Source organism: Paenibacillus sp. sgz302164 (assembly GCF_056120505.1).
The window spans coordinates 1-24,599 of sequence record NZ_JBVYOL010000029.1; the positions used below are offsets into that span (position 1 = coordinate 1).

24 protein-coding genes are annotated in these 24,599 nt (G+C 53.7%); 8 read left to right on the forward strand and 16 right to left on the reverse strand.

Features of this window, described 5'->3' with window-relative positions; genetic code table 11:
• Positions 1–356, reverse strand: a 356-nt coding sequence (locus AC0LWT_RS32470) for a hypothetical protein (RefSeq protein WP_474685438.1), incomplete at its 3' end; no start/stop codon positions are given.
• 214 nt (positions 357–570) lie between these two features.
• Between AC0LWT_RS32470 and AC0LWT_RS32475 the strand changes: the two genes are divergently transcribed.
• Positions 571–1,620, forward strand: coding sequence for a hypothetical protein (locus AC0LWT_RS32475; protein WP_474685439.1), 1,050 nt, complete (start codon positions 571–573; stop codon positions 1,618–1,620).
• A 2,438-nt stretch (positions 1,621–4,058) separates the two neighbouring features.
• Here the strand turns inward: AC0LWT_RS32475 and AC0LWT_RS32480 are convergent.
• The 8 genes from AC0LWT_RS32480 to AC0LWT_RS32515 form a co-directional block, all read right to left on the reverse strand.
• Positions 4,059–4,502 (reverse strand): phage tail protein, encoded by a 444-nt coding sequence (locus AC0LWT_RS32480; RefSeq protein ID WP_474685440.1) that lies wholly within the window; start codon positions 4,500–4,502, stop codon positions 4,059–4,061.
• A 6-nt stretch (positions 4,503–4,508) separates the two neighbouring features.
• Entirely contained in the window at positions 4,509–4,709 is a 201-nt protein-coding gene (locus AC0LWT_RS32485) for a DUF6760 family protein (RefSeq protein ID WP_474685515.1), read from the reverse strand.
• Positions 4,706–5,083, reverse strand: a complete 378-nt coding sequence (locus AC0LWT_RS32490) for a phage tail assembly protein (RefSeq protein WP_474685441.1) — start codon at positions 5,081–5,083, stop codon at positions 4,706–4,708. The genes AC0LWT_RS32485 and AC0LWT_RS32490 overlap by 4 nt, the downstream gene beginning before the upstream one ends.
• An 81-nt stretch (positions 5,084–5,164) precedes the next feature.
• Positions 5,165–5,599, reverse strand: a complete 435-nt coding sequence (locus AC0LWT_RS32495; protein WP_474685442.1) for a phage tail protein — start codon at positions 5,597–5,599, stop codon at positions 5,165–5,167.
• Positions 5,600–5,662: 63 nt separating this feature from the next.
• Positions 5,663–7,396 (reverse strand): phage tail sheath subtilisin-like domain-containing protein, encoded by a 1,734-nt coding sequence (locus tag AC0LWT_RS32500; RefSeq protein ID WP_474685443.1) that lies wholly within the window; start codon positions 7,394–7,396, stop codon positions 5,663–5,665.
• 131 nt (positions 7,397–7,527) lie between these two features.
• The gene (locus AC0LWT_RS32505) at positions 7,528–8,337 is read right to left on the reverse strand and encodes a hypothetical protein (RefSeq protein ID WP_474685444.1); all 810 of its coding nucleotides are present in this window, start codon (positions 8,335–8,337) and stop codon (positions 7,528–7,530) included.
• Between the two features lie 29 nt (positions 8,338–8,366).
• Entirely contained in the window at positions 8,367–8,936 is a 570-nt protein-coding gene (locus AC0LWT_RS32510) for a Pvc16 family protein (protein ID WP_474685516.1), read from the reverse strand.
• Positions 8,937–9,099: 163 nt separating this feature from the next.
• Entirely contained in the window at positions 9,100–11,310 is a 2,211-nt protein-coding gene (locus AC0LWT_RS32515; protein WP_474685445.1) for an AAA family ATPase, read from the reverse strand.
• A gap of 247 nt (positions 11,311–11,557) precedes the next feature.
• On the opposite strand from AC0LWT_RS32515, the gene AC0LWT_RS32520 reads away from it, so the two are divergent.
• Together AC0LWT_RS32520 and AC0LWT_RS32525 are read left to right on the forward strand one after the other, a co-directional pair.
• Positions 11,558–12,649, forward strand: a complete 1,092-nt coding sequence (locus tag AC0LWT_RS32520; protein ID WP_474685446.1) for a GGDEF domain-containing protein — start codon at positions 11,558–11,560, stop codon at positions 12,647–12,649.
• A 137-nt stretch (positions 12,650–12,786) separates the two neighbouring features.
• Positions 12,787–13,431, forward strand: coding sequence for an SOS response-associated peptidase (locus AC0LWT_RS32525; protein WP_474685447.1), 645 nt, complete (start codon positions 12,787–12,789; stop codon positions 13,429–13,431).
• A 135-nt stretch (positions 13,432–13,566) separates the two neighbouring features.
• On the opposite strand, the gene AC0LWT_RS32530 is transcribed toward AC0LWT_RS32525, so the two are convergent.
• A complete protein-coding gene (locus tag AC0LWT_RS32530) occupies positions 13,567–13,992 on the reverse strand; it encodes a DUF1284 domain-containing protein (RefSeq protein WP_474685448.1) in 426 nt (141 codons plus the stop codon).
• A 193-nt stretch (positions 13,993–14,185) separates the two neighbouring features.
• On the opposite strand from AC0LWT_RS32530, the gene AC0LWT_RS32535 reads away from it, so the two are divergent.
• From AC0LWT_RS32535 to AC0LWT_RS32545, 3 genes are read left to right on the forward strand one after another with little or no spacing between them, the layout of a single operon-like run.
• Positions 14,186–14,596, forward strand: coding sequence for a GntR family transcriptional regulator (locus tag AC0LWT_RS32535; RefSeq protein ID WP_474685449.1), 411 nt, complete (start codon positions 14,186–14,188; stop codon positions 14,594–14,596).
• Positions 14,571–15,455, forward strand: coding sequence for an ABC transporter ATP-binding protein (locus AC0LWT_RS32540; protein WP_474685450.1), 885 nt, complete (start codon positions 14,571–14,573; stop codon positions 15,453–15,455). Before AC0LWT_RS32535 ends, AC0LWT_RS32540 begins: the two co-directional genes overlap by 26 nt.
• On the forward strand, positions 15,445–16,518 hold the full coding sequence (locus AC0LWT_RS32545; RefSeq protein ID WP_474685451.1) for a hypothetical protein: 1,074 nt from the start codon (positions 15,445–15,447) through the stop codon (positions 16,516–16,518). Before AC0LWT_RS32540 ends, AC0LWT_RS32545 begins: the two co-directional genes overlap by 11 nt.
• 388 nt (positions 16,519–16,906) lie before the next feature.
• On the opposite strand, the gene AC0LWT_RS32550 is transcribed toward AC0LWT_RS32545, so the two are convergent.
• The 5 genes from AC0LWT_RS32550 to AC0LWT_RS32570 form a co-directional block, all read right to left on the reverse strand.
• A complete protein-coding gene (locus AC0LWT_RS32550) occupies positions 16,907–17,278 on the reverse strand; it encodes a hypothetical protein (protein ID WP_474685452.1) in 372 nt (123 codons plus the stop codon).
• 214 nt (positions 17,279–17,492) lie between these two features.
• On the reverse strand, positions 17,493–18,734 hold the full coding sequence (locus tag AC0LWT_RS32555; RefSeq protein WP_474685453.1) for an FAD-dependent monooxygenase: 1,242 nt from the start codon (positions 18,732–18,734) through the stop codon (positions 17,493–17,495).
• 157 nt (positions 18,735–18,891) lie between these two features.
• Complete coding sequence (locus AC0LWT_RS32560; protein ID WP_474685454.1) at positions 18,892–19,503, reverse strand: TetR/AcrR family transcriptional regulator; 612 nt, start codon at positions 19,501–19,503, stop codon at positions 18,892–18,894.
• Between the two features lie 788 nt (positions 19,504–20,291).
• Positions 20,292–20,864: an NUDIX domain-containing protein gene (locus AC0LWT_RS32565; protein WP_474685455.1), complete on the reverse strand. Its 573-nt coding sequence runs from the start codon at positions 20,862–20,864 to the stop codon at positions 20,292–20,294.
• A gap of 99 nt (positions 20,865–20,963) precedes the next feature.
• Positions 20,964–21,680 (reverse strand): TetR/AcrR family transcriptional regulator C-terminal domain-containing protein, encoded by a 717-nt coding sequence (locus AC0LWT_RS32570; protein WP_474685456.1) that lies wholly within the window; start codon positions 21,678–21,680, stop codon positions 20,964–20,966.
• Between the two features lie 109 nt (positions 21,681–21,789).
• Here AC0LWT_RS32570 and AC0LWT_RS32575 point away from each other — a divergent pair, with 109 nt between their 5' ends.
• Positions 21,790–22,470 (forward strand): DUF6022 family protein, encoded by a 681-nt coding sequence (locus tag AC0LWT_RS32575; RefSeq protein ID WP_474685457.1) that lies wholly within the window; start codon positions 21,790–21,792, stop codon positions 22,468–22,470.
• A 61-nt stretch (positions 22,471–22,531) separates the two neighbouring features.
• On the opposite strand, the gene AC0LWT_RS32580 is transcribed toward AC0LWT_RS32575, so the two are convergent.
• Positions 22,532–23,314, reverse strand: a complete 783-nt coding sequence (locus AC0LWT_RS32580) for a class I SAM-dependent methyltransferase (protein ID WP_474685458.1) — start codon at positions 23,312–23,314, stop codon at positions 22,532–22,534.
• 331 nt (positions 23,315–23,645) lie between these two features.
• Here AC0LWT_RS32580 and AC0LWT_RS32585 point away from each other — a divergent pair, with 331 nt between their 5' ends.
• Positions 23,646–23,861 carry a hypothetical protein gene (locus tag AC0LWT_RS32585; protein WP_474685459.1) on the forward strand — a complete coding sequence of 72 codons (216 nt, stop codon included), beginning with the start codon at positions 23,646–23,648 and terminating at the stop codon, positions 23,859–23,861.
• Positions 23,862–24,599 lie beyond the last annotated feature (738 nt).

Below are 24,599 nucleotides of genomic sequence, written 5' to 3' on the forward strand. Positions count from 1 at the left end.
GCCGCGCTTTCGGCGCGCCGTAATGCCGGCGCCGCGCTTTCGTGCGCCCCCGCAGCCGGCGCCCGGCCTTGCTGGGCCCGCTGCGCTTGCGGCGACCCGCTGTCCTCCAGCGCAGCCGGATCAGCCGCCGGCTGCCTCCAAACTGCCGGGACCGCCGGCTGCAGACCCGGCGCTGCGTTTATAGCTGCATGACTTAGCACCATGCCGCCTTTGGAGATCGCTGCTGCCATAGGCCCGCTGCTCTTGCCCTCTATGCCGCCGCTGCTGCTTCTATCGGCTATCTCTGCCGCCAAGCTCGCGCTCAACTCGGAGCGGCTCGCCATAAATCCGCCGGCAACCTGTTCAGGATGCGTCAAAGTTTGCCCACTTGCTGCCAACGAACCGCCCAACAAATCGCGTCCATCCCCTAAAACAACGTTACCCTGAACATCGGAACCAGAACTTCCGCCGCCTTTTCTCCTTGCGACCGTACCCAAGCTTGGAAAAGTACCTGGACTTTTAGCACCGGCAGCGTGACTTGCCGCCGCCAATTGAATGCCTGCATTCGCTTTTGGAGCGGTTTTCGCAATTGTGGCCGGATTCCCGGTTATACTTGCACGCAAGCTGCCATTTCTGCTTGCTGCCACATGCGAGCGTACATTTTCAATTAATCTTGCATGTACGCTTGGTGCATTTGCGCTACTGTTTGTAATTGCATTTATGCTTGCTGTTAAGCTCCTGCTAACCATTCCATTTATGCTTGCTGTTGAGCTCCTACCAGCCATTCCGCCCATGCTTGCTATTGAGCTTCTGCTAGCCACTCCAGCCACGCTTGCTGTTGAGCTTCTGCCAGCTACTCTATCCATGCTTACTGTTGAGCTTCCGCTAGCCACTCCATCCACGCTTGCTGTTGAGCTTCTGCTAGCCACTCCATCCACGCTTGCTGTTAAGCTTCTGCCAGCCACTCCATCCACGCTTGCTGGTGAACTTCTGCCAACTACTCCACCTATGCTTGCTGTTAAGCTTCTGTTAGCCACTCCGTCCATTCTTGCTATTGAACTTCTGCCAACTACTCCGCCTATACTTGTTATTGAGCTTCTACCAACCATTCCATCTATGCTTGTTGTTGAGCTTCGGCCAGCCACTCCATCTAGGCTTGCTATTGAGCTTCGCCCAATTAACCCATCTATACCTGCTATTGAGCTTCTGCCAGCCACTCCACCTAGGCTTGCTATTGAGCTTCGCCCAACTACCCCACCTATACTTGCTGTTGAGCTTCGGCCAGACACCCCACCTACGCTTGCTGTTGAACTTCTGCCGGCCACCCCATCCATTCTTGCTATTGAACTTCTGCCGACCACTCCATCCATTCTTGCTGCTGAGCTTCGGCCAGCCACCCCACCTATACTTGCTGTTGAGCTTCGGCCAGGCATTGCATTTATGTGTGCTGTTGAGCTTTTATTCGCTATTGCGCTGACTGTTACAAGTACTTTTGTTCCTGCATTTACGTATGTACTCTCAATTGGATTTGCATCTGCATTGGTATCTGCATTCGTGCGGACTTTCCTGCTAACTTTTGCAGGCCCATTTTCGTATGAAAAAGAATTTGTATATATAACAGAATCTGCTCCAGCAATGTGATGGCCCCCGGCAAAATTGCTTCTTGCCCCGGAAGCAGGTCCCTGGACGCTATTTCGATCCCGAGGGGCAGATTCCTTTATTTTTGCAATGACATTCAAACCTAAATCGGCAATCGATTCTGTGCCCGGCCGTACGATCGATCTTGTTGCTCTTGGCGTGCCGTCATTACTGCCTGCCCCTTCTAACATTCCTGCTCGAACACCAGAATTTACAGCCCCATAGTCAGCAGCCTGTGCGTGTCCTTTCGCAATCGATCTGCTCAACGTTTCCGCAGTACTTGCAGCCATCGCATTTGCACTGCCACTCGCACTAAGCTTTGTAATTGTACTGGCACCTGAACCTGATTGAGAGCTTGTTTTTGCATATATAACAGAATTTGCTCCAGCAGAGGGGCTAACTCCAGCGAATGGGCTCCTCATTCCAGAAGCTGGTTCCTGAGTACTATTTCGATCAGGTACTGCAAATTCGCTCATTCTTTCAATGACATTTGAACTCAAATCGAGTTTCGGATTTACAAACGGTTTTGTATGTATAACAGAAATTGCTTCAGCAGCGAGGCGGCTCCTTATGAAATCGCCACTCTTCATTTTTCCGATAACATCCGAACTCAAACCCGCTGCCCCAGCCGCAGATTTCCCAGCACGAGTGCCGGAATTTGCAGACTCGGAAGCACCGGACCGTGCGTTTGCTTTCGCATCCAATCTCGCACCAGCACTGCTTGAATCTACGCTTGCGCCGAAAGCGGCCGTACCGCTATGCAGCCTTGCGCCGATTACCTCATTGCCGCTACCGGTCTCAATAGCTAATGACCTTCGCAGTATTCTCTGGGCCGTCCCCTGATCATGCCGGGGGCTCTCCATCACAGGCCGCGATCGGGTTCCGGCCTCGTGCGAAGCGGGATTTCCCGATGTATTCCTTTGCTGCTGAACAAGCAGTCTAAGCTCCGTACGGCTGCTGTTTATTTTTGGAGCTGACTTGGCGCTTGCAGTCTGAGTCTCGGCAGAAAGGATTCCGGACACGGACTCGGTCTTTCGGACAAAAACAGGCGCGTTTTCCCGGCTGCGAGTATCTGCCCGTGCTGCATCATTCCCACCCTCTTCCGCTTGCCTTGCTTCCAACTGTGCGGCATTCGTTTGATCTGGCGCGGTTTTTCGCCAAATAACAGTATGTGCAGGTTTGTCCTTATCGTGAACAACCTGATAGCTGCTTGTTCCTTCGTACTGCCGCCGCATGGAGTGCGGAACCGCCGTGGTCAAGCTGGCGGCCGCAATAGCGGAAGGCGCGATGCGCCGGGCAATCGCCACCGGTTCGTTATCCTGGCTCCCTGTCGTATTGTAAGCGAAATGCCGCAGCACAGGTGCTGTCTTTCGAACGGTTTCCGCATGACGATAATCAATGCTCCGCTCTCTCCGAACGGACTCGCCAAAAGCTTCGTTTTCAACCGTTCGCAGCGGTTTGCGGGCCGCCCTTTGAGCCGGTTCCCCCATCCATACAGCCGAATTAGGGTGCCGCTGGGAGGTCGAATGTGTATGTAAGGATTCTAAATGAACGAATTTGGATAAAGCCGTATGATATAAACGGACTGCCGCCGTCCGGTTCGTCGCTGCACTCCTGCTGCCTGCCTGTCTGGAAAGCATCCGAACCGAAGCTGCAAACTGTGCAAAAGCACGCTGTATCGGCGGCGTTCCCCGCTGATTGTCGATAGTAATGTAACGCTGCCGCAGTTCGCGGCTTGAAGGCCGCTGATCCGAGGGCCATCTCAAAATGTGTTTTCCCTGCCCGGTTATTGCCGTGGCCGGGGGGCTTGCGCTTGTATTCGGCGGTGCCCCATGCACTTGCCCTGCGGTTGATGCCGGGTGTGAATTGTTTCCGCCAGAAGGGATGTTCGTTTTTTCCTTGCTGTTCTTTTTAGCGGTTGCATGGCCGGAACTTGTCCGGTCGATTTCATCAAGCTCTGCGGTCAGCTGCAAATCGCTCCGCAGTTCTTCGATCGCCATAAGTTCTGAAACGGCAGCTCTTCGATCTGTTGAAGTTACGGCCTGCTGCGGCAGCAGATGTCCGTAGCGCTTCACCCATTGTTCAAGACGATGGATCGTCTCCCGCTTGGTGGACAGCGGCGCTGCGTTCGGATGCTGCAAATTTTGCAGCTGCAGTTGGAGCCGGATGATCCACTCCCGTTCGCTCTCGTCTGCCGATGCCATAGGCCCATCTTCCAGGAGCATGTCGTTGATCCTGAAAATGAGTGCCAGCAAGCCTAAATAAGGCATGCGTCTAAAACCGTACTTGCCCATGATGCCGGAAGCAAATTGATTCGTTATGCGGGCAGTCCGGCCAAACGTGCCGGCGTCTGCCGCCGCCAAAGGGCTGCCGGCCCCTGCGGGCTGCTTCCTGCGGGGGATATGCGATTGTCGGGATAGCATGAACAATCCCCCTGCCCGTTATTTTTTGAAAATCGTCTTCAGGCCGCCGTGCACAAGCTCGATGGATTCGATGGCCACATTTCCGCTGGTCGCGTTTAACTCCGGGCCGTTCCATTTCACGGGAAATGCGTCAAAAAAATTCCAACGGCACACTTCCTGCCCGACCTGATTGTGCAAAATGACGGAACCGTTCTTGCGCTTGATTTTCCCTGCCGTGACGTTGTTATACCAGTCCCACAGCTCGCTGGAGCTGGTGATACCTCTTTTTAAAACGATGTTCGGGTACTTTGTATGCTCGATCATGTAATGGGGATGGGTGTTGACCCCGCCTTCCCATAGCGGCTTGACCTCTATTTCGGAGCGCATGCCGGAGACTTCGGAAAAACCGCCGACGATCAGCCCGTCAAGCTCGACCAAAAAGCGAAACGCGCCCGCGACTCCATGCGTTTTGAACTGCTTCATACCTTATCACCTCTTGCCGAACACGTCGAACGGATTGTCCGGCTTTTTGCCGTCGTCGTTCAGATTGCGGTTGATGCGCGATATTTCCTCGCACCATTTGCGGCGTTCCCGGTGCTCCATTGACATGATTTCATCGTGTGTCCAATGAAAATAGTAAGCGATGAAGCCGGCTTCCTCATAGATCTTGTCAATGGGATATCCGGTTATGCCCCCGCCATCTCGTCCAAAAAAGACACGTCCACATCAAATTCGTGCTCGCATTTCGGACAAACCGTATGCACTTTGGGCACTTCCATTTCGTTGATCTGGCGGTAAAAATTTTGCAGAAACGCAAGGTCTGCCGTGAACAATTTTTCCACGACCCGCGTATCGATAGCGCGCAGATCGCCTAATTTGGTAATGACGCGCGTTAGCAAAATGATCGTGAGGTAGCCGGGATTTTGCTGGACGCGCTGATCGCGCATCGGCAGTATTTCGTCGGCGGCCGTCGCAAGGCGCATCACGCCTCTTTTGTGCAGCGTGCCTTCCTCATCGACGTATCCTCTGGGGAGCTCGAATTCGTACTCCGTTTTAAAAGCCATGCTCGCTTCCTCCTTCATTTGAAAAAAGAAGAGCCGGAAGCTGAAGCGCAGCGCTCCAGCTCTCCTACTCTTTCGCTGCCGTTACTTCGTGCGCGTCATGCCTTCGTGGGCAAGCTCCAAATTTTCGATCGCGACTTCGTTGCCCGATCCGTTAAAGTTCGGAGCCGTATACTTGGACGGCCACGCTTCGATAACCTGCCATGTCGCCACGTCGCCGCCCTCTTCGTTGATTGCGATGATCGTGACGGTTTTGCGGGAAATTTTGCCCTGAATCGACTCGGACATCCAGTTGTACATATCCAAAGAGTCGGTTACGCCCCATTTCAGCGTGATGTTGCCGTATTTGGCAAGCCCCGGAAGTTTGCGAGGCGTAATGACTTCGTTGCCCTCGCGGTACTCGATGACGGACAGCGATGCGTCAAAGCCGGACACTTCGCTGAACCCTGCTTGCTGAATGCCTTCCACTTCGATTCTGAATCTAAAATTGCGGTATGGATCTTTACGTTCGACAGCCATATAATACCCCTTTCCTGATTATGAAAAAAATGATCGTCCGAGCGGGCCTGCTCTTCTCTCGCCTTACTCTTCTCTCGTCTTCTGAGTAATGCGGAAAATGACGAACTCGGCAGGCTTCACAGGCGCTACGCCGATGACGCAAATGAGCCGTCCGTTGTCGATGTCGTCCTGCGTCATCGTGCTTCGTCCGATGTTGATGTAGAACGCCTCGGCAGGACTGCCGCCCATCAGCGCTCCGTCTCTCCATACGCGCGTCAGGAACGCATCAATCGTGCGTTGTACGCGAGCCCACAGCTGCTCGTCGTTCGGTTCGAAGACGACCCAGTTCGTGCCGTTCTTGATCGACTCTTCAAGGAAAATGAACAGCCTTCTGACGTTGACATATTTCCATAAACCGTTGGAGGAAGCGGTGCGCGCACCCCATACGCGGATGCCTTGTCCGGCAAAATGGCGGATCAAGTTCACGCCTTGCGGGTTAAGGATATCCTGCTCGCCTTTGTTGTACTGGCAGTCGAGGCCTACGGCGCCGCGAACGACTTCGTTGGCCGGCGCTTTTTGCACGCCGCGGGTTTGGTCCGAGCGCGAGTAAATCCCGATGACGGAGCCGGACGGCGGGATATAAATGTTGCGCTTGTCCAGCGGGTCGAACACCTGCAGCCAAGGGTTGTACATCGCTGCATAGCTGCTGTCGAAAATGTTGCGGTGCGTCATCACGTCCGCCACTTTCGTTTTGTCGCGCGGAATGTCGAGCACGGCAAAACGGCTGCCGAGGTTTTCGCAATGCGCGACGAGGGAAAGCTGAACGTTCGGGTCCGTTACGCCCGGAACGGCCATAATGCTGACCACGTCGTTATCGATGAACGACTGGATGCCCGTACGCTTGCCGGGGCCGCGGTCTACGCCCATGAAATCGCCCGCGGACAGATTGGCGACGGAACCGTTGCTGCCGCCCGACAGCGCGATCTGGAACTTGCCGGCCGTCTCCTCTTCGCCGGAGAGCACCTCGAAAGGAGCTACGGCGCCGAGATCTTTGCCGTCGGTCAAATCTTTCACCGTTACGATGTTGGAACGGGACATGATTTTCTCGATATGGTTCGCTGCGGAAATGTTCAGGGACATCTTTTCATAAGTCTCCGCTTCATCCCCGTAAAAAACGTTGATCGTAAATTCGCAGGTAGTCAAAACTTTGGCAGGCAGCAAATTCGCGTCCGTCACATCGCCTGTAAGCTCGGAAGCGAGCTTGATGATGTTGTCTTGGGAAGCTACGATTTTGTTGTACTGCTTGCTGCCGTCCGCTTCGAAAGCGACGACGTCGCCTACGTTGAAGCCCGCGTTGTTTTTGACGCGGTATTGGTTCTCGCCCAGGTCCTCGTAGATTTGCGTCTTGGCCTTGCTCGCCGGAACGATGACCGCGCGGATTTGGTTGCCCCATGTGCCGGGATTTTTGGAAGTAATGCGTACAATCTTGGCTTCTTTGTTGCCTTCGGTCTGATTCGTCGCAGCTTTGGCGTCGGACGGCGCTACCCGCATGACAAAGCAGCGCGAGCCTCCGTTCAGGAAAAAATGTTCAACGGCATACGATAAAAAGCGGTAATCGCCAAATTCGTTTTCCGACAAATAGCTGCCGAACAAACGGTGAAAGTCCGCTACGCTCGTCACTAATTGAGGTACGCCCTCGATTTCTCCTCTTTGCGCGAGTCCTAAAAACCCGGCCGTACTTGTGCTTGCACCTTCCAACGGCTGCGCGCCGCTGTCAAACTCTTCCACATAGACTCCCGGTGATAAATATTCAGCCATTGTTCCCCGGTTCTGCCTGCAGGCGCTTGCTTGCCGCTTGATGCCGCCGCAGACATGATACCAGTTCTCTCCTTTCTGCTTGTGGTTTTTTGTATAGAAGATGGACGCATGCACCCATCCGCTAAATGAGGTTACGTTATGTATTGCGTTCCGAGGTTGGTGGTTTGGCCTTCCGCCACCATCACCTCCTTCAAGAACGGCTGGCCGCTCCCGCCGCCGGCGACGTGCAGGCGCACCGAAAACGAAGGCGCTCTGCAGCCTCCCAAAGCGATGACCGCTTCGCCGCGTTCGGTGCAGCGGGTCTCGACGGCGGGAAGCAGCAGCGCTCCCCGCGAATAGCTGCGGACCAGCGGCTTCGCGAGCCGGAAACGCTTCCGGTGCTCCAGAACCTCCGCAATTTGCACCGGTTCTTCCGGACCTTGCGGTCCGCGCTCTCGCAGCACGTACCGGCTACCCTCAACCATGCTGCCGGTCACAAAACCGACCGCAATTTCTTCCGCGCCTGCGCCGGTCTGCTCCGGCATCAGCCTGGCCCGCGCGCATTCTTCCGTCAGCACGCTGGCTGCGACCGGCGCTCCTTGCAGCGGCGCGTCCTTGCCGTCCCGCAGGCAAACCCTTATGAGCGGGGCGCCCGGCGGAAACGGATACGAGGGCAGCGGCTGCAGCTGCAGCCGAATTTGCTCGATGGAACGGGAAGATCGGGTGGAAAACGGGATTTGCTCTTGAAAATAATGTTCAGCGTCTATGCGGAGCCGGTAATCGCCCTCCGGTAAATCGTTGAATATATAGGATCCGTTCGATTTGCTGATCGCAATCGAGCGGGCGCCTTCGAGATGTACGGCGATATTCGTACCGATGGGGGCTTCTGAGGTGAATGAGTCTGACAGGCCGACAACCAGGGAAACGCGGGATTTCAAATGTACTTCGCGCCTGAGTTCCAAATCCGACGCCACCTGTCCTTTCCGGAATTTTAACCTTGTATGCGAATATCGCGTTCCAGCACCCGCTTCGTCGTCCTGATTCTTGTCGAATCGATTTGGACAGGGCCGACCGTGTAGCTCAGGGAAAGCCTGTAAGGGGTATCGGCAAAATTCCACATGTTCATCATGCTTTCTCCGGCGAACGGGTCCAAGACGATGCGCACTTCCTCCTCGCGCTCGGCCAGCGTGCCTACCGTCATGGAGCCCCGCAGCACCGAATTGTCGTACAGCACCTGCATCGCTCTCCCCAAAATCCGGTGCTCGTCAAGCGCGCGGGACTGCAGTTCCGCCGGCGATTGGACGGTAAGCAGGTAGCCGAGCTCGACCGACATGGGAGGAAACTGGATTTCGTGGGTCCCCCTGGATATCATCTGCGTCCGCCGGTTATCTCCGCTTTCCCTGACCGTATACAGGAAAAGAGACAGGTAGAAATCTCCTTTATCGACAGGCGATGCCAGACCGATCATCTCGGGCTGCGGGATGGGGTCGGGGGTCATGTTTTCTCTGAGCAGCTTCACTAAGGACGCGCTGACATCAGCAATTACGGAATAGTCGCCTATTGGATTTCACTCCTGCCTCTTGAAATGGCAATTATGTATGCGTGTAGAACAAACGTGCAATATGTCAAATCTTTACGTTAATCTTAAATCCTTTTTTATTATAATTGTATTTAAGTAGGATGACTACAGATTTCTTCATCTTTCCCATCAAAAATTTACCTTCTTAATAGTTCTCCAGATCCAGTTTTGCCACGATTTTCCCGGATTTTTGCAATTCATGGCGAATGGAGGCGATAATGTGGCGCATGCGTATCGGCTCTCCCGCTTCCGCAGCCAAAAACGCCGAAGACAGCACGACGTTTTTGATGTTGCCTCCGGCTATCTCGAACTTTTGCGCCAGGTATTTGAAGTCGACCTCGCTGCTGACGGGCGCCGCCGGCGGAAACATCGAGCGCCAGATCCGCTCCCGGTATTCCGCGTCGGGAAACGGAAATTTGATCACATAATTGATTCTCCGCAAAAAGGCCTCGTCGATATTGTTCAGCAAATTCGTCGCCAGAACCGTGATCCCCTGGTATTCCTCCATTTTTTGCAGCAAATAGGCCGTCTCGATGTTCGCGTATTTGTCGTGCGAATCTTTCACTTCCGACCGCTTGCCGAACAGGGCGTCCGTCTCGTCGAAGAAAAGCACGGCACTGCTCAGCTGCGCTTCGTGGAAAATTTCGTGCAAGTTCTTCTCGGTCTCGCCGATGTATTTGCTGATCACCTGCGAGAGATCGACCTTGTACAGCTCAAGCTGCAGCTCCCCCGCTACGACCTGGGCCGACATCGTCTTGCCCGTGCCGGGGGGACCGGCGAACAGCATGCTGAGCCCTTTGCCGTAGGCCAGCTTCTTCTCGAACCCCCAGTCTCCGTAGACGAGACTGCGGAATTTGACCTGGCTGCACGCATTGCGCAGCTGATCCTTTTGCTCCGGCGGCAAAATGACGTCCTCCCAGCCGTAGCGGGGCTCGATGCGCACCGCCTTGCGCTCCAGCCGGTGCTGAGCCTGCCGGAAGCATGCCCGGTACAGCGCGGGCGCTTCCAGCGCTGCGGCGTCCGCCGGGCGGCCGTCCAGCTGGCGCTGCCAGGCCGAATAGCCGGCGGCTAGCTCCAGCGACTGGCGGATCTGCCCGGGGGTGAAGCGGAATTTGCCGCTCATCACCCGCCAGTCGACGTCCCCCTGGACGCCGAGCTCTTCGGCGAAGCGCCGCCAGAGCAGCTCTCTGGCCGCCTCGTCCGGCACCTGCAGCTCGTGCTCCACCAGCAGGCGGTCCTTCGGCTTCCACTCTATGCGCAGCTGCTGCCCCGCCAGCAGAAACAGCAGGCCGGCATAGCCGTCCAGCTGCTCGTGAAACTGCTGCTGGCGCTGCCTCGCGGCGAAATCCGGCTCTTCCGGATACAGCGCTTCAAGCCGCGTAAAGCAAAGCACCGCCTGATGCAAAATCGCTTCGCGCATCACGGCCGCAAGCAGCCCGGCGAAGCCGGCCGGCTGCAAAAGAAGCTCCTCCGCGTTCACGAGGAGGAGCGGCTTGCCGAATGCGCGGGCGCAGTGCCGCACATGCAGTTTTTTGCCTGCGCCGGCGCTGCCCCACAGGCAGAAAGCAAGCCCCCGGCGCGCCGGGGCCGGGGCTTCGTAAGACTCGCGGACGAATGCCTGCAATCGCCGCTGAAAATCTTCCTGGATGAGCAGCGGCGGCGCGGCGTCATCCGGGTACACGATCGCTGCGGCCGGCTTCAGCCCGGCGTCCAGCTCGCCAGTGTCAAGCAGGAACGCGGCGATCCGCTTGTCCAGCAGCACCGGCTTCGAGAGCAGCGATCTGCCCGGCGGCTCGTGCTCCTCCCGCTGCAAAAAGTACCGGGCCAGCTTGCCGGCCGGGCCCAAAAATGTCGCGCGCCATGTCCGCATGTCCTCGGGCGTGCGGCACGCCAATTGCAGCGCCGTGCCGACATTAGGCGCTTTATTCGTCAAATCGTCCTGCAAAAATCCGAATAACCGCTCGTATTTGCGGTCCAGCTCGAGCGCCAGCGCCAGCAGCACGATGCGCTCTTCCACCTGCGAAAGCCCGAATACCGCCGACATGTAGACGAGCGGCAGCAGCACCTGGCTTTCCCGGCTCGCCCGCAGCCGCTCCGCAATCCGCTCCTCCCACTCCTCGATCTCTCCGAGGAGCTCGGCCTCCGTCTCCTCCTGCCGAGCGGCCTCTTCCGTCGCCTGCGCCCCTGCGAGACGCATGAATTCGTCCTCGGACACGAACATGCCGCGAAACGCGTCCGTCTGCGGGTCGGCGGTTTGAACCTGCCTTCTCGCGTACAGCAGGCGAAGCTTTTTGTCCAGCAGGCAAAGCTCGTCCGCATAATGCTCCCAAGCGTGCGTATAAGATTGAGCTGCCATAAATCCTCCTGACGGCCTGCATGCAGCGCCTTTTGCAAATTTCCAAAAATAATGTCGCATTCTATATACTTATGTCGAATCTACTAGTTCCTCTTGCCTAATTGGAAATCCTTTCTTACAATATCGTTAGCACCTCTGCGCAAATCCGGGCGAATACTCCTAATCCTGCTTCCAGCCTGACTGGAAATAAGGATGATTGCCGTTCATGCACCCATGGCCGTCCCGGTAGAAAAGGAGCCTGAAACTTTTGGAACAACCCCCGGTAAACGACAGCAATTGGAATCGGAAGCTCATTCGTATTTTTTGGTCGATTTTGTTGATATACGAAGCGGCTGCGACGATCGGTCTGTTCGTAGACATCAGTCGAACCCCTGATCAGTGGGGGCACAGTTTTATCCGATTCCAGGTGATTCCGACATGCTTGCAGTTGGCTCTTATGGCGATCGGCCATGCCGCTGTTTATTTGTTCAAGCGCTACAGCGATTTTATCATGATTGTCTGGACCATGACTATGGTCGGTCTTTTTATTATTTGCATCCCGGAATTAAACGACAAATACGAGTTGATGTGCATTCCCGTACTGCTGTCATCGAGTTATTTTCAGCGCAAGCTGATCGTTTTTGCATATGTATCGAGCCTTGTTTGCATCGTGATATTGGTTGCCGCCAATTTTTACAGAGGAATCGTGCCTAGCGCATATGAAATGATCGTGTCCGCAGCAGTCGTAACGGCAACCGCGGTCGTTTGTTTTGCCATAATGGATAAAGGTCTTGATTTAATTACCCAGCTTAAAGATTCCGTCGTCAGGGAACAGGAGCTGCTCATTCGCAACGTGATGATCGACCGGCTCTCCAAGGTGGACGCGCTGACAGATTTGTTCAACCACCGTTCGTTTCAGGAGCATACCGATCATCTCATTTCGCACATTCCACACGACACGCCGCTCGAACTCGCGCTTATGGATATCGATAATTTCAAAAGAATCAACGATACTTACGGCCACTGGGTTGGCGACGAAGTGCTGAAAACGATAGGCTCCATACTGAAGCAAACGTTAAGCTCGGACGATATGGCTTTCCGTTACGGAGGCGAGGAGTTCGCGGTGCTTTTTGTCGGGAAGCGGCACGACGAAGTGATGGCCCTGTGTGAAACGCTGCTGCACAAGGTGCGCGGCACGCTCATTCCCGAAATACCCGATCAGCACATAACAATGAGTATCGGAGTAGCTCCGTACGACCGCAATACGCTCAAAAAAGCCTGGTTCCAGCGCGTGGACGAATGTTTGTATACGGCCAAGCGGTATGGCAAAAACCGCATCTACGCCCAGACTGCCGATTAGCCCGGCTTTTTTTACCGCCGAACCGCATCCTTCGCGATGCGGTTTTTGTTTTTTCCGTCTGTACTTTTTTTCCGCCTGTACATGATTTTGGTCGTTTAGGCAAATAATAGCCAAAATCATAAAAGGTGGTCTTAACTATGTGCACATCGATATCGATGCTCGCAGACGTCTCGGAGGTTGTCGCGCAATTCCGCATTGACCGTCTGCTGTCGTACAGCTCCAACCGTTACGAAATCAAGCCGACCCAGTCGCTGTCCGCCATCGTAACGAACCGCAAGTCCGAGCGGCTGCTCGACGAATTCAGATGGGGGCTCATGCCGTTCTGGGCCAGAGACGCGGTGTGCGGCGACCGCGATTCGATTTTTCGCAGCGATGCGTTCGAGCGCATCGTCCGCAAGCAGCGCTGCGTCATTCCGTGCAGCGGCTTCTATATAAGCCGGACGGAGGGCAAGCGGACGCAGTGGCACAGGTTCAAAATGCGCAGCGGCACTTTCGGCATCGCCGGCTTGTACGATGTGTGGCGCTCCCCGTCGGGCGAAGAGCTGCGCACCTGCACGATGCTGATGACGGAGGCCAATTCGCTCGTGGCCCCTTATATGGGCCGGATGCCGGCTATTCTGGAAGCGGACGATGTCGACGCCTGGCTCCAGCCGGCCGTGAAAGACGCCCACTCCCTCCAAAAGATGCTCCGTCCCATGGAGGAACTGAGGATGGTGGCGAACCGCCTCGCTTCCCCGCAGGAAAAGCTCGAAACGAACACGGACGTCGGCGTGCTTGCCTGAAAGTCTGTCCTGCCTCCGCCGGGCCGTTCACCTGTCCGTTGGTCCCTCATGCCCGTTTGCCCGCCCCTGCGGGCGGACACATGCACTTAATAAAGCCGGGGAAAAGAACCGCTTGGCGGATTCTTGCACCCGGCTTTATTGCTTAAGCGGCGGCAGCTCCTCGCCCCGCGTGACAAGACGGACGCCTTCCGCGCAGACCCCGTACGGCTCCCAGGGACAGGTCGCGCATACGACGCTGATGTCCTTCGGAACGAATTCCGCCGCTATTTTGCCGAGAATTTCCTCCCAGCTCCATTCGGAGCCCGTTTGCAGACCGAGCATCTCCAGAACGGCGGCATCCTTCCGGTACACGCTTAGATCCTCGCAGTGCGGCCTCTGCTCATCGCTCGGAAAGGCGGCGCAAATCTCGTCGGGCCCCTCCACGATCACAATCCTCGTCTCCGGGCGGTTCCGCAGCGTCTCGTAAATTTTCGTCATATTGACGCAAAAATCCGGGGAATAACCCATCCCCCTGTAACCCAGCAAGCAAAGCAAATGGTGTCCTCGAAGCTTTATATGCATCGGATGGTTCTCCTTCAACTGATTGGCCTTCGTATATGACTTCGTGTATGACTTCGTGTATGACTTCGCGTATGTCTTCATGTAGATGATAGCACAAAAACAGATGCGGAAGGCTTGACATTTTTCCGGATCAACATGTATTATGTGTATCATATCAACTAGTACACTTGGTACATTCGAAAGGAGGAGCTGCATGTATCTTCATTTGGATGAACGGAGCCCCACTCCGATCTGGGAACAAATTGTCCAGCAGATCAAAGAACGCATTCTGCAAGGCGCCATTCAGCGGGGCGACAAGCTGTTGTCCGTACGCGAGCTTTCCGCCGCGCTGGTGATCAATCCGAATACGGTGAGCAAAGCTTATCAGGAGCTGGAGCGGCAGCATGTTATCGAAACGCGAAGAGGCAAAGGGACGTTCGTCGTCGATGCGCTCCCGGCAAAAGGAGACCGAGACAAAATGAATGAAATCCAAAAGGCTTTAAAGCTGCTCGTCGTGGAATCGTCATACGCGGGCGTAAACCGTGAAACACTGATCCAGTGGATCGAACAGTATTGGGAGGAACTTGGAGGTGCAAAGCATGTTAACCGTGCAAAATCTGAGTAAACGCATCGACGGGCGGCTTGTTCTGGAGAACATCGGCTTTGAGCTGAAGGCCGGCTCCATCGCCGGTCTGCTCGGACGCAACGGCGTCGGCAAAACGACGCTGCTGAAAACGATCGTCGGCATTCTCGACCCCGACGAAGGAGAAGTGCTGTTCGACGGCCGCGCCGTCGCCAGCGAACATGCGGTTCGCACTCATATTTATTTTGTGCCCGACCATACAGGTATGTTCAACAGCTACTCGGTAAGCGAGATCGTCAAGCTGCATCAAAAGCTGTACCCGGAGTTCGACGACCTGAAAATGGTCACGTTCATCCGGCAATTCAGCCTGCCGCCCCGGCAATCCTTGCGCAGTTTCTCGCGGGGGATGAAAGCGCTGCTGTTCATTCTTTTGGCGATATCCAGCGGCGCCCGCCTCATCGTTTTGGACGAACCGACCAACGGACTGGATGTCGTCGTGAAAAAGCAAATTATGCAAACTTTGCTGGAGGAAGTGGCGGAGCGCGAGCTATCCCTGCTCATTTCGACGCATCAGCTGGAGGAATTGGAAAAGATCGCGGACTCGCTGCTTCTGATGAAAGGCGGGCGGCTGGAGATGTGCATCAGCACCGACGATGTGAAACAGCAGTATAAAAAAGTGCAGGTCGCCTACGGCACAGGCGCGCTGGAACATCTCGCCGAAATTAAGGGTATCGAGCTGATCGGACAGATCGGCCGTGTAATGACTCTTTTGCTGAAAGAGCGGCCGGAGGAAACGCTGAAGCAGCTTCAGGCAACGAATCCCGTGCTGCTGGAAGAATTGCCGATGAAATTGGAGGATATTTTCGTAACGGTGCTGGGAGGAGATTCGCGTGTTTCATAAAGCGCTTTTGTTCAGAAACTACAAGCAGGCCAAATTTGCGATTTGGGCATTCTGGCTGATGACGCTGTTCACTTCCTATAAATTGTTCGATCATGCACAAAACTTGCAGAGCATGCTCGACTATTGGAAAAAATCAGGGAAAGCCGGTGGGTTCGAATACTATTTTTCCCCTAATCTTTCGAATGAAACGCTGCTTCAAATTTGTATCTGCGCAGTCATCGCCGTGCTCATGATCGGACTCGGCAGATCGAATCAAGGTCTGGAATATTCGTTCTCCTGGCCCGTCCGCCGGATTGACCTGTTTTTATCCAACTGGTGGCTTGGGGCGGCGCATATCACAGCGGCAGTAGCCGTCAGCTCGGGACTCAATTTTTTCATTTTGCATAATACCGTTTTGAAAGATTACCTGAAAGACAGCGTGCTTATGTACTACCAGATCCATGAGCTGTTCACGATGATCGGCGTTTTCACCTTCAGCCTGTTTGTCGGACTGATCGGCGCCAGCGTCGTTTCCCAATTTGCGATCGGCTTTATAGGCCTTTTCGTCCCCGGGGTCGTGTACCAGCTTTTGGAGGATTTCGCAGACAAGCACTATTGGGTGTTCACAGGGCGTCATTTTGTGACGAATCCTTACCTGTACGATTTTTTTGGCATCATTTCCTTTCCCATGCGTATGATCAAAATCACCGATTACGTGATGAGAGAGATGAATCAAGGCACCGCCGTTGCCCATGAGGTCTATACCGGGTACGGGAGCATATATGCGTCTCTCGTTGTGATCGCGGCAAGTCTGCTGTTGATCGTTAAAACTTCCGGCAAATCGACAAATGAAAATAACGGCAAAATGCTGCTGTACCCTCAGCTCATCCCTTATTTCAAAGCAAGCGTCATCGTCTGCGCCTTTCTGCTGGGAACGACGATGTTCAGCAACAGGTACGAAGACAATCCCAACCTGGCGGGGTACATATTCAGCCTTTACGCAGGCGGCATTCTTTTTACCGCCATCGCTTGGCTGATCGTACGCAAACTGATGGGAGTCCGGCTCGTGCTCGGACGGAAATAAAACAAAGGCGTCCCACACGAGGGGGACGCCGCAGCGCGACTGCGCCGGGGCAGCTGCTGCGGCGCGACGGTGCCGGGGCGGCGCGAACGGCGAGGCAGACGCGACGCAGGAACGTCGCGGCGTGACGGTGCCGAGGTGGCGCGAACGGCCCGAGACGCGCGGCGAACGGCGCCAATCCATAGTCTGTGGCCGGATAAATCTGCAGAAACCCCCGTGGCGCCGTGAGCGTCACTCCACAGAATGAAGCTAATTCAGGTCCGCTGCGTTTTGCGAAACCACACGCAAAAGTCACTCCCCTGCCTAGCTGCGCGAGGAAAACCTGCAAAAGTGCAGGTTTTTACTCGTTGATTCGCTTGCTGCGAACAATTCCTGCAAAAGTGCAGTCTTTTCACCGAGTACACGCGCTCAGATTCATTTCCAACGAAAATTCCTGTACTTTTGCAGGCTTTTCGCCAAAACGGACCATTTTCGCAGGAAATTCCTGCACTTTTGCAGGCTTTTTCCCCGGCCTGGCTTGCCAAGCCGTCTTAGGCTCCCTGCTGTGCAGCGCCGCAACCCGTGCGCATTGGCAAAAAGCAGATGCGCCGAAGTAGGCCACCTTTTGCGAAATCACACGCAAGAGCCACTTCCTTTGCCTAGCTGCGCGAGGAAAACCTGCAAAAGCGACCATTTGCATTTGACTTGGGAAGAGCTCCCAAAGTAGATGATTATGGCCGTTTCGCAGCAAAAGCCAGGCCTTCAATGTCACAAATTCGTTCAAACATCCGCAAAAGGCTTGTAGAAATAGAATGATGCTTCAGGGATCAGTGCGCCGGCACCGCGAGGATAGAGCGATGTTGTGGAGTTACTAAGGAAAAGAGAATGTATTTTTTAATGATCAAAATCCCAAATTGGCTCGCATTAACTTTCCTGCTAGCCTTGTGAGTCTTGCCCGAACAAAACTTCACCTTTTTCCAAAACGCCGTTTTTCCGCGCTAAATGTTGTCATTTAACCTCTGTTTCGAATTGTAATCCGGCAATTTAATCGAACTATACACTTCTTTCGACTCATCAACAGACAGGCTTTCTGAGTCAGAAGATTGTAAAGTGGCGAGCATCTGATTACGGAATTCCAGCTCCTTACTGGTACGAGGAAAAAGGACTGCCGCACCTTTATCGGCCAAAGCCTGGTTCGCTTCAGCAAAAGGCCGCATTAATTTTTCATAAGCAGAAAAGGCTTGTTCATGTTTTTCATGTGAAGCGATTTCTCCAGCCAGAATATAAGCGCCAACCAATGCGAGACTTGTTCCCTGTCCGGTTAAAAAGGACGGAGCAAAGGCAGAGTCACCTGTCAGCACCACTCTGCCCTTCGACCATCGGGGCATTCGAATCTGACTGACTATATCAAAATACATATCCTCAGCTTCCGTCATCGCCTTTACAAGTCGAGGAACTTCCCAGCCACTATCGGCAAATTTTTCTGCGGTCAACTTGCGTTGTTGGCCAGGATCCGGCCTCCCAGAAAAAGGAGGCTTTTCTAATGCGAACGCCAGAAAAGCAAAAAGCGTTTCACTGTCTCGGTAGGCCAACAATGCGGTATACAGCCCTGGTGTGGCATAGGAGATAATCTCATAGGACAGGCCCAGTTCATTCGGAATGGTGAATACGTTAAAACAATATCCAAGATATCGAGTAAACTGCTCCTCTTCCCCGAATACAAGACGGCGCGTTTTGGAGTGTATACCATCTGCACCGATAACAAGATCGAATCTTTCGCTATGACCGCTCTTAAATGTAACATCTACTCCATCATTGATGTCATTCAGAGTAGCAATGGAATCATTGAACATGTATCGAACCGGTTGATTCTTCGTTAGTTCGAATATTGCTTCCGACAACTTGCCTCGCGGCACTTCGAGATCCCGCTCTTCCTCTCCGCCGGTAAGCTCCTCCGGCTTCATGATGGCTGCAATGCTGCTATCCGGTTTGAGAAAAGTAAACTTCTTTGACTGACTGTGAGCTGCTTGGAGTTGTGGGAGTATTCCCATCTTCTCGACCACATCAATTGCCGTTCCTCGGATATCGATTGGGTATCCACCAGTACGGACTGTTTCGGCAAGTTCAACAATAGTTACATCGAAGCCATACTCACTAAGCCAGTAGGCAAGAGTCGGCCCGGCGATGCTTGCACCTGAGATCAATACTTTCTTAGCTTTACTTTTCTTAGCGTTTGTCATTAAGATTCTCCCTCCTTCAAATAAGGTACTATTAGTTCCTTATTCCAAGGATAACCTATTGACTTAGGATGTGCAATAAATTTATTTTTTCATAACAAAAAGCCACATTCCATACCGTTGGAATGCGGCTAATTAATATACTGTCAAACTTGGACTGTCAAATTCGGACAAGTGGCAAAAAAATGTCATCCACGATTTCTGTAATGGTCTGTTCAGTCAGCGCCTCATGAGTGGTGAACACTTCGTATCGGAGCAAATCGGCCGGCAGTGAAAGGATCCTTTCACTTATTCCTTTCAGGCTAACTTCTCCACGCTTCTCCGCGTTATTTAAAATAGTCCTTATCAGCATCGTCAACTGATCCTCGGTTTTGTTACCAATAAGCTGAGGTAGATAAGCGATAATATCCTTGCCGTGGTAGTCGACCATAATACCATGTATCGTTTCCGATCCAATGATTTGCAAAATTTCTGCAATCCGATTCAGCAGTATTATAACATCTTCACGCAAATCTCCTGTGTTCGGATCCTCAAGGGAGGGCTTGGGAATCAGTTTGGTAATAGCCGCAACCACAAGCTGCGTTTTATTGGGCCAACGACGGTACAGTGCGTTCTTGTTCGTTTTCGCCCGTATAGCGACTGCCTCCATAGTTAAAGTAGTATAGCCTACCTCTTTCCATTCATCCCATGCTGCCTGCAGAATTGCATTCTCCAAAATGTCACCTCGACGCCGTGTACCCTTGTTCTGCTTTCTATCGTTATTCTCGTCCATTATCTTTTGGTACGTCCCTTCTAAGTTTTATTATCACAACCTCACACCTGAAATTCAGCCTCAGTTTAGATGAGATTCTCTGCAACTACAGCAACTCCTTTCGGATTTTCTTAAATATGAGCGATCTCCAAATGTAGCAATTATTCGATGGAGTTCCCCCCGAGATCTATGCATGATCATCCAAGTTTCGGCGGGTTCACGTGTGATAACTAGCAAGGATAATGGCATAAACTAAACATTTTTGAACCCCGACTTCGAGATCGTGACGGTGCGTGGTTTGGGGTATAAAGCGGTGAGGCGCGTATGAACCCGATAAAAAAGCTACTTCCGAAAAAATCAGCCTTGCGCTTTCCTTGGTAGCATTGGTTTTTCTTATTATTTTTTAGCTCATACTTTTGGTGCTTTTTTTGAGCATCCAGAAAAAAAGGGGGTTCTCAAGAGCCTGAATAGTGCAAGCTTTTCACCAAAACGAACCATTTTCGCAGGAAATTCCTGCACTTTTGCAGGCTTTTTCCCCGGACTGGCTTGTCAAGCCGTCTTAGGCTCCTCGCTGTGTAGCGCCGCACCCCGTGCGGGAGAGACGCGCTTTGGAAAACGGATGCGCCGAAATAGGCCCCCTCCGGTTCTTCTTGCCCGCCACTTCTGATTTTCGCTGGTTTTCCGCGTGTTACCGGCTGGCCCCTGCTCCTATTGGCGAGCATCTTTTGCGATGGTTTCCGAAACGTCGTTCCGTACACTTTTCGCGATCAGGAGTAGGAGCTCCCGGAGAAGTGCAGCGGCGACTGCTGCTACCTGCCTCCGGCCGGGACTCTGTACAGCCCGTAGCCGTTCATCGGAACGATCGGGTGCTCGTCCACGGTCAGGCCCGCCGCGTTCGCGTTCAGCGCCACATCGACGAGCCAGCGGGTAAAATCGGCCACAGGCATCGATGCCATTTCATCCAGGCTGTAAAATCCCGCCGCATCGACTTCCACATTGTCCGGTACAGGCTCTCCGCCGATGTATTCCATTTCGAAAGCGATGTACAGGTTATGAATGCTTCTTGGAAGATCGCGCACTGCAACCACCCGTTTCACAACCGCTTCTACGCCCGCTTCTTCCAGCACTTCTCTTTGAATTGTATCGTGAATAAGCTCCATCTGCTCGATGTATCCTCCAGGATTCGTCCATCTTCCCAGCCCCGGCTCCTGGGCTCTGCGCACGAGCAGCACTTTTCCTTCTTTTACCACCAATGCACCGACGCCAACGCTGTAATTTCCCCAGTGCACGAAGCTGCACGCCGGACAAGCTCTTCTTGCAGCGCCGCCGATTTCCCGGGTTTCCAAAGCAGTCCCGCATGACATACAATAGTTGATCTCCATAAATTACCTCTCCAATTCTCAGGTGTGTTACCCCTGAACCTTATGCCCCTCATGTTCCTTATACTCTTGTGCTACGTACTCTCTTTGTCAGTTCTCACTTCACTCTTGTGGCGATCGTTTGGTTTCGAATCCGGCCAGGAGGACGTCGATTCCGAATAAAAATTCGTTGTCCCAGTCTACGGCCGTTGTATACGAAGCCAGCCGGGCGATATGGGGATAGTGCTCCTTGGGAAGCGCCTGAAACCGTTCGGATTGGGCTTTGCCCAGTTCATCCATATCCATTTGCTCCCTCTCGGCGCGGCCGGTTAAGCGGCTCTCCTCGTCCACAAAACCTAGCACGTAGTTTTTCAGCATGGAGGCCAGCCACGGAATATACGGGTCCCTGAACCCGGATTCGGCCAATAAGCGGAACAAAAATTCGATATGCGCCAGGCGGCTGGGACTCGCTGCAATTGTCGCGCCCATGATGCGGACAGCGTCTCTGTACCGGTGAAGCGTCCAGCGAAAATTCAGCGCCCACTGCCGGGCCTGCTCTTGCCAAGCCAGCCCCGCATCCGGGAATTCGGCTTCGGCGCTTATTTGCTCCGCTAACAAATGGAGCAGTTGCTCCTTGTCTTTTACATGATAATAGAGGGCCGCTGCTTTAACTCCGAGGGAATCGGCGATTTTCCGCATACTCAGCCGATCCAGGCCTTCGGCCTGCAGCATGTTCAAGACCGCCTTCACGATCCGTTGACCGTCGAGAGGCGTATGCAGCGGCTCTGTCTGCCCCTCGTGCAGTTCGGCCGCCGGTTGATGAATTCGCCTTCTAGCCATAATCACCCTCCAGTTTTTGTTGACAATTATACCACACCATATTAATCTAACGGTATTAAATTACAATTTAACATCGTTAAATTAAAACCAAAAAAAGGAGCTGCATATCATGACCGAAACTTCATTTACCACCCTTATCCGCAGCGCGGGGAAAATTTTATCCGTCTCATGGCGGGCGGCTTACGAGGAAAAGAAAGAGGAATTAACGCGGATGTTCGAAGAACATGGGGACCGGGCATACGGCGTGTGGATTCAGCAATTTATGGCGCCAGTCCTTGAACACTTGGCTGCGGAAGGCTATATCGTGAAAAGCGGCTTTAACAGGAAAGATTCCGTGGAAAATTGGGGGCCTCCCGAAGAAAGGGAACGGTGCATTTGGTATATCGTCAAAAGCGGAGACGGTATCCCGCTCGGTACGATGGTTTTGCAAGTGTATCATTCGCACGCGACGTTTTATCTCCCTCGGGCTCCCCGCCTGTTCGCTCTGGAAGTCACGGAAACGGAACAAATCGTATCCGCGCTTTCAAATGCCGCTACCCGCATCAGGTGGGATGTGAAAGAAGAGCGGCTGCAGCATCCGGACGCCGCTCCTGCCCGAGACGTCCGTTGGGCATACGCGACGGATATCGCAATCTCGGATTGCCTGCACGCCGCAGCCGACGGGCACATGTACAGCTGGACACTGGACGACTCGCTGTCCCATTGGGGCCGGTACGGCTGGGAGCTCGTTTCCGTCGTGCCCAAAGACGGCCATGTCATCGCCTTTTTCAAGCGGCCATGCCCGGCGTGACGCGAAATATCGCGTCGCCGAGCAAGGCCGCAGCCACGCGATAGCGCAGCCGCTCCGGCGATTATTTGCGCAGCAGCGCGCGCCACTCGTCGATCTCCAGCGAGGCGAGCCGGCCCTCCTCCACCCGGACGGCAAAATAGTTCTGCACCGCCGGATCGGCGCCGCAAATATAGCGCTCAACTTCCGCTGCCTGCTGCTCGGTTGCCGCGGTTCGTCTTACCCAGGCCGGGAAGGCGTGCCTTTTGCGGCTTAGCGCGGAGTTTTCGACGCGGAGCCCCGCTTCCCCGGCCAGTTCTTCCCACTCCCGAACGGGTAGACAGCGCACATGACTGGTGTCGCGCAGCCGTTCGAATTCGTTCATATACGCCCCGTAAGCCGGGTCGTCGGGAGCGACGTTGTCGATGAGCAGCAGCCTGCCGCCCGGCTTCAGAACACGGGCCGCCTCGCGCAGGAAAAGATGCGGATTCGGAAAATGATGCGCCGCAATCCGGCAGGTCACCGCGTCGAAAGTGTCCGCCAGGAACGGCAGCTTTTCGGCGTCCGCCTCCACGAACAGGACATTGCCGCACTGTTCGCGCCGGAGATGGCCTGCAGCGGCCTCCAGCATCGGCAGCGTCAAATCCGAGGCGACGACCTGCCTGACATGGCCGGAAAGCTTTTTGGCCGTATGGCCGCCGCCGGTGGCGATATCGAGCACCTGCCAGTCGGGCTGCGGGGACAGCCATTCCACGGCCAAATCGAGGTCATCGCCCTTGGCATGGCTCTCGCTCGCTACATATTTTTCGGCATGCTTGCCAAATTGATCCTGAACATTCTGCTTGATGAGGCGATCATCATTTTTCATTAATTATGCACCTCCAAATGGAATACCATCATTTCATTAGACGAAACCACATTGCATTAGACGAAACTAACAATTTCATTTTACCACTCCTTCATGCAAAAAGAAATAGAACAAACTCACTGCACAGCAGATACCTCCGTTACCATCTGACACAAAACCACACTCAATTATTCCCATATTTTACTGGATCTATAGATAAATCAGAGGTATATTTGTGTCAATGGACGGTACAGCGAATCGGAAGAATGGAAGGCATTAGAGCGCGGCCTTAGGCTGAGCAAATCCAACCTTTGAGCTGCTTTTACACGTATGCGAGAAGAGGTGAACAAATTTGTCTAAAAGAGGCGTTGGCGCTTTATTTTGTATCGTTGCTATTTTTTTGTATATTCTCCCCTACGCACTGGCTGCAATAATTGCATCTGGCGGGCGAATTGAAAATTACCAGATTTCTTTGGATATCATTGGAACAACTTTCCACACTGTTATGTATTTTTCTTTGATTCTGGGATTGTTTTATCTTGTCTGGTCAGAAGTTGAGAGGAAATGAACTCCTGATCCGTCAGGCTCCCCGAGAAAGCGACGGCGCACTATTAGGGCTGGCGGAACTGGGGGAGGCGTCTCATGCAGCCTTGCTCTCCAGCTCGCGTCTGTCCTAGAGCTGATTGCCGCTGCATGGCAGACTGTCATGAGGCGAGTTGACAGGGAAAAACCTGCAAAAGTACAGGTTTTTCCTGCTGGAATGGTTCATTTTGGCGAAAAGCCTGCGAAAGTGCAGGAATTTTCAGCGAAAATGGGCCAAAGCCCCTATGCGTAGCGAAAAAACTGCACAATTGCAGGAATTCTTCGTATCCAACGTATCGAGGCGCAAATTCCTGTATTTTTGCAGGTTTTCTTCGCACCGCCACCGCCACCGCCAGAAGGATTGTAGCTATCTGGTCAACCGACCGCCGTCATGCAGCGCAACACCGTGCGCTGGGAGCTGCGCGCGGGGCGGCCTGGCGTGGTTTTTCCAACAGGGGAATTGAACTCCCAGTTGAAAGCCGCCGTCTTTACGTGTCATGCATCGATAGCAATGGAAGCAGGCGGGGCGGCCGGACAAGCCCCAACGCGCGCGAATCCCTGCGCCGAGAGACTCGGCCTGCCGTCACGTACGGAGAAGTCTGCAGCTCCGGTCTGCCAATCGGCTTAAATCCATAGTTGACTCATAGGATTTATTATGTTTTAATGAGGATACAATTCGAATTCCTGCTCTTTCAAACTGCAATGCAGCCTCTTGGAGCCGCAA